The organism is Dietzia sp. SYD-A1, assembly GCF_015356725.1.
GTDB lineage: Bacteria > Actinomycetota > Actinomycetes > Mycobacteriales > Mycobacteriaceae > Dietzia.
In genome coordinates this window covers 1-7,089 of the sequence record NZ_JADDKI010000272.1, presented here as the reverse complement: position 1 = coordinate 7,089, position 7,089 = coordinate 1, and the positions used below count along the sequence as shown (strand labels likewise).

The 7,089-nt window shown below is 68.2% G+C and carries 9 protein-coding genes; 2 read left to right on the top strand and 7 right to left on the bottom strand.

Features of this window, described 5'->3' with window-relative positions:
* On the top strand, window positions 1-583 hold a 583-nt coding region (locus tag IY392_RS11615), incomplete at its 5' end, for a prolyl oligopeptidase family serine peptidase (protein ID WP_194861308.1).
* Here the strand turns inward: IY392_RS11615 and IY392_RS11610 are convergent.
* The 7 genes from IY392_RS11610 to groL form a co-directional block, all read right to left on the bottom strand.
* A complete protein-coding gene (locus IY392_RS11610) occupies window positions 546-1,442 on the bottom strand; it encodes an alpha/beta fold hydrolase (RefSeq protein ID WP_194861307.1) in 897 nt (298 codons plus the stop codon). The two genes, IY392_RS11615 and IY392_RS11610, sit on opposite strands and share 38 nt — an antisense overlap.
* 210 nt (window positions 1,443-1,652) lie before the next feature.
* Window positions 1,653-2,762: an alpha/beta hydrolase family protein gene (locus IY392_RS11605; RefSeq protein ID WP_107757385.1), complete on the bottom strand. Its 1,110-nt coding sequence runs from the start codon at window positions 2,760-2,762 to the stop codon at window positions 1,653-1,655.
* A gap of 369 nt (window positions 2,763-3,131) precedes the next feature.
* The gene (locus IY392_RS11600; protein WP_182611963.1) at window positions 3,132-3,293 is read right to left on the bottom strand and encodes a hypothetical protein; all 162 of its coding nucleotides are present in this window, start codon (window positions 3,291-3,293) and stop codon (window positions 3,132-3,134) included.
* A 116-nt stretch (window positions 3,294-3,409) separates the two neighbouring features.
* On the bottom strand, window positions 3,410-3,553 hold the full coding sequence (locus IY392_RS11595) for a hypothetical protein (RefSeq protein ID WP_182611964.1): 144 nt from the start codon (window positions 3,551-3,553) through the stop codon (window positions 3,410-3,412).
* 376 nt (window positions 3,554-3,929) lie between these two features.
* Window positions 3,930-4,088 carry a hypothetical protein gene (locus IY392_RS11590; protein WP_017837823.1) on the bottom strand — a complete coding sequence of 53 codons (159 nt, stop codon included), beginning with the start codon at window positions 4,086-4,088 and terminating at the stop codon, window positions 3,930-3,932.
* 66 nt (window positions 4,089-4,154) lie between these two features.
* Window positions 4,155-4,298 carry a hypothetical protein gene (locus IY392_RS11585; protein ID WP_017837824.1) on the bottom strand — a complete coding sequence of 48 codons (144 nt, stop codon included), beginning with the start codon at window positions 4,296-4,298 and terminating at the stop codon, window positions 4,155-4,157.
* A 304-nt stretch (window positions 4,299-4,602) separates the two neighbouring features.
* Window positions 4,603-6,225: a chaperonin GroEL gene (groL, locus tag IY392_RS11580; protein WP_107757386.1), complete on the bottom strand. Its 1,623-nt coding sequence runs from the start codon at window positions 6,223-6,225 to the stop codon at window positions 4,603-4,605.
* Window positions 6,226-6,509: 284 nt separating this feature from the next.
* On the opposite strand from groL, the gene IY392_RS11575 reads away from it, so the two are divergent.
* On the top strand, window positions 6,510-6,986 hold the full coding sequence (locus IY392_RS11575) for an SRPBCC family protein (protein ID WP_182611965.1): 477 nt from the start codon (window positions 6,510-6,512) through the stop codon (window positions 6,984-6,986).
* The last annotated feature ends 103 nt before the right edge of the window (window positions 6,987-7,089 follow it).

Below are 7,089 nucleotides of genomic sequence, written 5' to 3'. Positions count from 1 at the left end.
GTACGGGCCCTCGTGGCATCAGTCCGCCGTCCGGGAGAACCGGCCCCGCGCGTTCGAGGACTTCGCGGCCGTCGCCCGGGCCCTCGTGACCACCGGGGTCACCACCCGCGACCAGCTGGGGGCGACCGGCGGATCAAACGGTGGCCTGCTCATGGGCGTCATGCTGACCCGATACCCGGAACTGTTCGGGGCCCTCGCGATCGCGGTCCCGCTCCTGGACATGCGGCGCTACCACCTGTTGCTCGCCGGCGCGTCCTGGATGGCCGAGTACGGCGACCCCGACTCGGACGACTGGGACGATTTCCTGGGCGCCTACTCGCCGTACCAGCACGTCCGACCGGCCACCGAGGGCCCGTACCCCCCGGTCCTCATGACCACCTCGACCCGGGACGACCGCGTGCACCCGGGCCACGCCCGCAAGATGACGGCCGCGCTCGAGGCGGCCGGGCACGAGGTCGCGTACTACGAGAACGTCGAGGGCGGCCACGCCGGCGCCGCCGACAATTCGCAGGAGGCCCGGAAGGCGGTGCTCACGTACGAGTTCTTCAGGCGTCGGCTGCCTCGTCGTCCCCAGGTGGGCTGAGCGCCACCTCCCGGTCCATCCAGGCCAGCACCCGGGCGACCACCTGCGCGGGTGTGCGCGCCCACGTGTTGTGGCCCAGCGCCTCCGGCTCCACCTCGAGGCAGGTCCGGGCGGCGGGGAGCATCGCCAGCAGCCCACGAGCGGCGCTCTCGGGGGCGAGTGGGTCGTCGGCGATCACCACCGACAGCGCCGGGACCGTGACGCGGGTCAGGCCCTCCCGGTAGTCGAGATCGGCGCGCGCCGGCTGCATGTCGCCCCGGGCCGCGAGACGGGACCAGTCACTGATGCGGTCGGCCGGGATCCGACCGCTCGCGCCGAAGAACCGTCCCGGGACGTGTCCCGCCAGCCATCCGATGGTGGGCAGGAGGATCGAGCCCAATCGCAGTCGCCGTCCGATGCGCCGGGGGTACCCGCGGTGGAACGGGGACTGCGCCGCCACCGCCACCAGGCCCACCACCCGGGGATCGCGCCGCGCCAGGTGGTACACCCCGATCTGCGCGCCCATGCTGTGGCCCAGCAGCACCACCCGCCGCGCCCCGAACTCGCGCTGCATCGCGTCCAGCGCGAGCGGAACGTCCTCGGCGGCACTCTCGTGGTACCCGGCCGCTCCCCCGCCGCGGCCGATGCGGTGGGTACTCTCGCCCTGGCCCCTCAGTTCAGTGATCGCCACGTCCACCCCGGCCGCGGCCAACGCCCTGGCCAGCGGCAGGTAATACCTGGCGCCGACCGCGATGCCGGGAAGCACCAGGACGGCGGGCCTGGTGCTTCCCGGGACGGCGGACTCCACCATGAGCAGCGGGCTCGTGCTGCCATCGGTGTGGCGAAGCTCGGTACGGCGCGGGTCGTCCGTCTTGGTCATGCGTACAGTTTGCCAGTGGGCCACCTCCGGAGCTCACCCCAGGGGGGTTGTCTCACGACGTCGTCCGCGGCGGGCGCGGGATCACCCCGCGCCCTGCGTGCGCCGGCCCGGCGCACCGCCTCGACACATGAGGACGGACCCCGCTCCACCGTGGTGGTGGGGCGGGGTCCGTCGGTTCCGGGACCCGAGGTCGCCGGGCGCGTCAGCCGATCAGATCGGGCCGTAGCGCGCGTTCATCGCCTGGGCCATCATCGGCCAGGACTGCTTGAGGTCGTCCTGCCAGTAGCCCCACGAGTGCGTGCCGTTGGGCGCGAAGTCGAACTGGGCCGGGATCTGCAGCTCGGCGAACCGGCGTGCGAGGTTGGCCGTGCAGTACTGCGTGGCCGCCTCGATGATGCCGCCGACGATCGCCTGGTTGGCCAGAGCCGGGATGCTGTTGCGCAGGCGCCAGTTCTCCAGGGATTCGTGCGGCCCGGGCAGGCCGTTGCCGGTGGAGATGAACATGGCCGGAAGGGTGCCGTTGTCGCGCTGGGCGACGAACTTGGGCGCCTGGGCGACCGGGTCGTTGGCCACCCAGCCCGGACCGGGGTAGGGCCCCCACATGTTGTCGAGGTTCGCCCCGCCACGCATGCCGGTGACGATATTGATGAACTGGTAGCCGATCGGGGTCGAGGTCTCGGCACATCCCGAGTACGAGCCGATGGCCTGGAACCGGCCGGGGTGGTTCTGGGCGATCGTCAGGACCGATGTGGCGGTCATGGAGATCGCGGCGAGGCTGCGCTTGCGATTCGGGTAGTTGCCGCCGTACCGGCCCTCGAAGAGGGTCGGGAGCTCCTGGGCGAGGTAGGTCTCGAACGCCATCGGGCGGTCGGTCTCGCGGGCGTAGCGGGTCTGGACGTTGGGGTCGTGGCGCTGCCAGTCCGTGTAGTAGGAGAAGGCTCCACCGATCGGGGTGACGGTCCAGACGTCCTTGTCCGACATGAAGGCCCGGACGTCCGACTGCGCCTGCCAGGTGGCCGAGTCCTCTCCACCACCGGCGCCGTTGACGAGGTAGAGCACCGGCGCGCCGTTGTTCCCGTCACGCGGGCGCTGCACGATGTTCGGGACCTCGATGGCCATCTTGTCCGACCACACCGAGACGATCAGTCGACCGTCGGGGAGCTGGGTCTCGACGACCTTGTTCTGGGCGGTGGCCTTGGTGTACTGGATGTTTCCACCCTGTGCCTGGGCCGTGCCCGTGGCAACGACGGGGACCATGGCCGCGGCGATGGTCGCCGCAGCGACCTTGGTGCCCAACCGACCGCTCTTGACTGAACGCATATTCCGACGCCTAACCTTCTCGTTGTTCACAGACGGACTCGGGCAGACCCGCACTGCACAGCTAACCCGATTCCCAGTAGTCACACAAGACCCACTAAGCACACTCCCGGTGGAAGCGCGCCTGCAGGACCGAGTCTCGCGCCCGCGGGGCACCTATCCGAGGATTCCATACCCGGGCGGCCCGTCGGTAACCGCGGGACCACCCTTGCGGTTCACGTCAACATTATCGACGCCGGCCGGCCCGCTGTTACGGATATGAACAAATTCCTATACAACCTTCGGGGCCCGGGCCTGGGCGCCACACCGATCGGGACACGAGAAAGGGCCCCGGGCACAGCCCGGAGCCCCCATCCCGTTCAGCCGAAAGACTCAGGCCATGAAGCCGGCGTCGAAGGCCTTCTGGAAGTCGCCGCCGAGGAAGTAGCCGATCCCCTTGACGATGTTGTTGGTGTTGCCGACAAGGCCGCCAGCGAGGTCGACGATGCCGTCCTTGCCGAAGATGTCGCCGATGGAACCGAGATCGATGCCCATGATGTTCTCCCTGAGTGCTGCAATCCGGCGAGATCCGGATCAGTGAATGATGCTGAGATCGGCTGCTGTGCGCCGCAGCCGGGGCGTTCGCGCCGGAGCGCTACGGCCGGGGCCTGTCAGGCGGAGACGTCGTCCCCGCCGAGGCTGCCGAGCGCGTCGATGAAGCCGTCGCCCGTGATCGAACCGGTGAAGCCGACGACGCCGTCGATGAGGTTCTTGACCGCGGTGAGGGCGGCGCTGATGGCGCTGAAGTCAGGCATGTGTGTCTCCCTTTGAAAGTGGTGCCCCGGCTCATGGGGCCAGAGTCAGAGTAATCTGAGCGACTCTGATGTCAATTGTGACGTCCGTCTCCCCCCCGCCGAGGTGACGACGAGGCGAACTGAGGCCACCCTTAGTGGTCCAGATCACGGATGCGAGGAAATCCTAACATCCGTTCTCAACTGCGCAAACCATTCAAATGAATGCGCATACGCTGTTGAGTGAGCTTCTCCTCACCAGGGCATGAGCGCACGGGCTGTTCACCCCCGGGACATCTCCACTTTCCGGGCCTCCTCACACACGAATGCGGCCCGCGCGAGGGAGATCGCGCGGGCCGCTCCTCGTGCCGGGGGCATGGCCGCCCCCGGCAGGCTCAGGTCACCACATCATGAAGCCGCCGGCGAGGGCCTCCTCGAAGTCTCCTCCGGTGAAGTAGGCCAGGCCGGAGAAGAGGTCTCCGAACGCGCCGAGGAAGTCGTTGACAAAGCCGAGGGCGTCACTGACGCCGATGAGGGATCCGAACTCGGGGAAGAACATGGTGCACTCCTGGGTCTGCTGGGTGTGTGTCTCTGGAGAAGGTGACTCTGGGATCGGCCGGCGGGATCAGTCGGCGCTGATGCTCGACAGTGCATCGAAGAAGTCGTTCATGCCCCCCTCGCCTCCCAGCGACCCGGTGAATGTGACGACGGCTCCGAGGATGTCGGTGATCCCTCCGAAGAGGTCTGACAGCTGACCGAAGTCGGGCATGGTGTTCTCCGTTCTCGTGCGCTCACGGCGCCCTCTGAGGCGCCTGACAGCGACACTAAAAAGAGACACATGTCCATCACAATGGACGAAACCGCACCTTAACCGCAGATCACAGGCTCTTTACGCGAAGCCCGATAGATGACGTCCGTGTTACGTCCCGCCACGGAAGTGGTGTGTGCGCCACCACGGACGAGGTGGGGGCGAGCAGGCCCGGGCGGAGTTCGCGAAATGAGGGAAAGGCCGTGGCCCGCACCGGAAAGACTCTCCGGTGCGGGCCACGGCCCCACTGCGTGGTCGGGCTGGACTAGAAGCCCATGCCACCCATCTCGTCGCCACCCGGCATCGCGGGCGCGGCGGGCTCGGGCTTGTCGGCCACGACGGCCTCCGTGGTGAGGAAGAGCGCCGCGATGGAGGCGGCGTTCTGCAGCGCGGAGCGGGTCACCTTGACCGGGTCGTTGATGCCGGCCTCCAGCAGGTCCTGGTACTCGCCGGTGGCCGCGTTGAGGCCCTGGGCACCCGGGAGGCTGCGGACCTTCTCCGCCACGACGCCGGGCTCGAGGCCGGCGTTGAAGGCGATCTGCTTGAGCGGGGCGCTCAGCGCGAACTTGACGATCTTCGCGCCGGTGGCCTCCTCGCCCTCGAGGGACAGGCCGTCGACGGCGACCTCGGACTTGACCAGGGCGACGCCGCCGCCGGCGACGATGCCCTCCTCGACCGCGGCCTTGGCGTTGCGGACCGCGTCCTCGATGCGGTGCTTGCGCTCCTTGAGCTCGACCTCGGTGGCGGCGCCCGCCTTGATCACGGCGACGCCGCCGGCGAGCTTCGCGAGACGCTCCTGGAGCTTCTCCCGATCGTAATCCGAGTCGGAGTTCTCGATCTCGGCGCGGATCTGGTTGACCCGTCCCTCGATCTGGGCCTGGTCTCCCGAGCCCTCGACGATGGTGGTCTCGTCCTTGGTCACGACGACCTTGCGCGCCTTGCCGAGCATCGAGATGTCAGCGGTCTCGAGCGAGAGGCCGACCTCCTCGGAGATGACCTGCCCGCCGGTGAGGATCGCGATGTCCTGCAGCATGGCCTTGCGCCGGTCGCCGAAGCCCGGAGCCTTCACGGCGACGGACTTGAAGGTTCCGCGGATCTTGTTGACGACGAGGGTGGACAGCGCCTCACCCTCGACGTCCTCGGCGATGATGAGCAGGGACTTGCCCTCGCCGATGACCTTCTCCAGCAGCGGGAGGAGGTCCTTGACGGTGGAGACCTTGCCCGAGACCAGCAGGACGTACGGATCCTCCATGACCGCCTCCTGGCGCTCGGGATCCGTCATGAAGTACTGCGAGATGTAGCCCTTGTCGAAGCGCATACCCTCGGTGAGCTCGAGATCCAGGCCGAAGGTCTGGGACTCCTCGACCGTGATCACGCCCTCCTTGCCGACCTTGTCCATCGCCTGCGCGATGAGCTCGCCGATCGCCGGGTCGGCGGCGGAGATGCCGGCGGTCGCGGCGATCTGCTCCTTGGTCTCGATCTCCTTGGCGGAGTCGATCAGGTGCGCGGTGACGGCCTCGACGGCCTTCTCGATCCCGCGCTTGATGCCCATGGGGTTGGCACCGGCGGCCACGTTGCGCAGGCCCTCGCGCACGAGTGCCTGGGCCAGGACGGTGGCGGTGGTGGTGCCGTCGCCCGCGACGTCGTCGGTCTTCTTGGCGACCTCCTTGACGAGCTCCGCACCGATCTTCTCGTACGGGTCCTCGAGCTCGATCTCCTTGGCGATGGAGACGCCGTCGTTGGTGATCGTGGGGGCGCCCCACTTCTTCTCCAGCACGACGTTGCGCCCCTTGGGGCCGAGCGTGACCTTCACGGCGTCGGCGAGCTGGTTGAGACCGCTCTCCAAGCCGCGGCGGGCCTCTTCATCGAACGCGATCATCTTTGCCATTGGGTGAATCATCCTCCGGGTGTGGGGTGACACGTATGTGGTCGGCGTCGGCGCCCGCGACGGACGGTGCGGACCGTGTCAGATCCGCGCCTCACCTTGCGACCTCAGTTCAGGTGTTGCTGGCACTCAGGGTAGCCGAGTGCCAAGCGCTTTTCTAGCACTCGCCCCCGACGAGTGCAAAGGGCCCGGGGCACTGTTCGCGACGGGCGAACGACACGCGCGCCGGTGCCCGGTCCCCTACCATCGAGACGCGATCCCGCCCCATCCCCGTCGGAAGGCCACCCATGTCCCCCGAGTCCGCGCCCGTCGGCACCATCGAGAACTCGATCGAGATCGACGCCCCACCCGCCCGGGTCTGGGAGGTCGTCTCCGAGGTCCGCAACGCACCGCAGTGGAGCACCCAGGCGTACAAGGTCGTCGCACTCGGTGGTCGCACGACCGCCGGTACGCGAGCACTCAACATCAACAGGCGTGGTCCGCTCTTCTGGCCCACCACCAGCCGGGTCGTGGAGTTCGAACCCGGCCGCCGGTTCGCCAACCGAATCACCGAGAACACCACCGTCTGGGTCTTCGAGCTCGACTCCCTCCCGGGAGGCCGAACCCGGCTCACCGAGCGTCGCGAGGTCCCGAGCGGACTGACGTTCATCTCGACGTTCCTCACCGAGAAGCTCTTCGGCGGTCAGCCCTCGTTCACCAAGGAGATGGACAGGGGCGTGTCAACCTCCCTGAAGCGGATCAAGGCCCTCGTCGAGCAGGGCTGACCCGCATGTCCGGGGTGGGCGTCGCCGCAGGGGTCCGGGCCGGGATCTCGACGGTCCTCGCGGGCTGCCTCACGGCGACGCTCACCGGGTGCGCGATCTGGAC

Bases quoted from the DNA above. Each gene is read 5' to 3' on its own strand.
- IY392_RS11605 (WP_107757385.1), bottom strand. From the start codon at position 2,762: ATGCGTTCAGTCAAGAGCGGTCGGTTGGGCACCAAGGTCGCTGCGGCG.
- IY392_RS11595 (WP_182611964.1), bottom strand. From the start codon at position 3,553: ATGCCTGACTTCAGCGCCATCAGCGCCGCCCTCACCGCGGTCAAGAAC.
- IY392_RS11610 (WP_194861307.1), bottom strand. From the start codon at position 1,442: ATGACCAAGACGGACGACCCGCGCCGTACCGAGCTTCGCCACACCGAT.
- IY392_RS11585 (WP_017837824.1), bottom strand. From the start codon at position 4,298: ATGCCCGACTTCGGTCAGCTGTCAGACCTCTTCGGAGGGATCACCGAC.
- IY392_RS11600 (WP_182611963.1), bottom strand. From the start codon at position 3,293: ATGGGCATCGATCTCGGTTCCATCGGCGACATCTTCGGCAAGGACGGC.
- IY392_RS11575 (WP_182611965.1), top strand. From the start codon at position 6,510: ATGTCCCCCGAGTCCGCGCCCGTCGGCACCATCGAGAACTCGATCGAG.
- groL (WP_107757386.1), bottom strand. From the start codon at position 6,225: ATGGCAAAGATGATCGCGTTCGATGAAGAGGCCCGCCGCGGCTTGGAG.
- IY392_RS11590 (WP_017837823.1), bottom strand. From the start codon at position 4,088: ATGTTCTTCCCCGAGTTCGGATCCCTCATCGGCGTCAGTGACGCCCTC.